Genomic DNA, 1611 nt, shown 5'->3' on the forward strand with positions numbered 1-1611 from the left:
CTAGCTTGATCTTTAACCTGTGCGGCGGGGCTTCGGGGTGGTTGACCTCTTCTTTTGTCCCTGTGCTGGCTGTGTCTTCTTGGGTGTGTGCACGTCGTGGCGGGGTGCAGGGCGGGTGTTTTTTCGGCCCGCTGGTCGTCCGGGGCCGGGGCGGGTGGGTTTCGGTGCTCTGGCCGGGCAGGCGGTCTGCGGGCGGATGTGCCGGAAGTCGCGGCGGACACGGGCGGGAGTGAGCCTGTCCGGGGAACTGGGTTGCTCCCAGGGCCGGCGCCGGTCGGCTGCGAGGGGGCGGGCGAGACGCAGTTGGGTGTAGGCGGCGAGGATCAGCCAGGTCCAGCGGTCGGCGGCCTCGGGCGTGCGGATTTTTGGGGAGGTCCAGCCGAGGGTCTGTTTGAACAGGCGGAAGGTGTGCTCGATGTCGAAGCGCCGCAGGTAGGCCTGCCAGAGACGGTCGGTGTCCGCCGGGGTGGCATCGGTGCCTGACCACCACAGCCAGACCGGCTTCGGTGTTGCTCCGCTGGGCAAGTGATCGATGTCCAGGCGGATCACCGTCCCTTCGATGACCGGGAGGGTGCCGTCGGCGGTGGCCCAGGAGGAGCGGTGGGTGAGCCTGGGGTGCAGCCGGTCCCAGGAACGGGCTCTGGCGAGGCCATAAAGACGTGTGTCGGTGACGGTTTCGGTGTCCGGGATGCCCCAGGTGTCGGGCTGCCCGAAGACGAATTCGCCGCCGTGCCGGGGTGGGCGCCCCATCGTGTGCGGTTGGCGGGGTGCAACAGCCCGGCGCAGGACTCTGTCTGAGCGCATCCGGGCGAGGACCTGGACCGGCAGGTCTTCGAGGAGGAAGGCGAGGCGGGGTGCGTCGTATCCGGCGTCCGCGATGACGAGGACGTCGGGGTCGCCCTCCTGCCACTGCCCGGCGGTGATCAGTCGGTGGAGCAGGTCACGCAGCTGTCGGGCTGTGACGGTGGCCGTGTCGTCCCCGGGGGCCAGGCGAAGCGCGTCCAAAGGAGCCGTCCAGGAACTGCGACCCGGCTCGAGCGCGCAGATGATCGAGTACGGCCAGCCGGGGACAGGGATGTGCTGGTCCTTTCCCCGGCCGTAGGTGTGACACAGGATCCGCTGCGGTGAGGTGTGGGCATCGGGGCGTAGCCAGCAGGTGATGTCGATGGCCAGGACCAGCCGGCCGTCGACAGCTCGTGGCAGTGGCGCTGCGGCCAGGGCCCGCTGCAGTCGGCTGGTGTCGACCCTGCCACGGGCGAGGGCGCCGTAGAGCCCGCCATGACCACGGCGGTGTTCGCCGACCAGCGAGAGCTCGGCTAGCGATCTCACCGGCCCGTCGCCGCACAGAACGGCGTCAGTCAGCTCGAACAACGCATCCGAACGAGCGGTGAGGCAGGAGTAGAACTCGCCCCGGAAGCATGACAGCTCGGCCAACGCCTCTTGTCGGGCATCGCGATGCGGCAGACTCATCTTCATGGCCTTCGTGCTGGACATGTGTGTTCCTTGGTCGGAGCACATGTTCAGACGAAGGCCGCTTTGGTGTACGGCGGTTACCGAACCGAGTGATCAAGTTCGAGGCACCATTCGACGTCGACCGTTAAAGATCAAGCT

At 67.8% G+C, this 1611-nt stretch carries 1 protein-coding gene; it reads right to left on the reverse strand.

What is annotated here, in order from left to right:
* Nucleotides 1–12 precede the first annotated feature (12 nt).
* The gene (locus R2S09_RS40060) at nucleotides 13–1470 is read right to left on the reverse strand and encodes an NF041680 family putative transposase (RefSeq protein ID WP_316746207.1); all 1458 of its coding nucleotides are present in this window, start codon (nucleotides 1468–1470) and stop codon (nucleotides 13–15) included.
* Nucleotides 1471–1611: the final 141 nt, after the last annotated feature.

It is taken from the genome of Streptomyces sp. MK7 (assembly GCF_032658145.1).
GTDB lineage: Bacteria > Actinomycetota > Actinomycetes > Streptomycetales > Streptomycetaceae > Streptomyces > Streptomyces spiralis.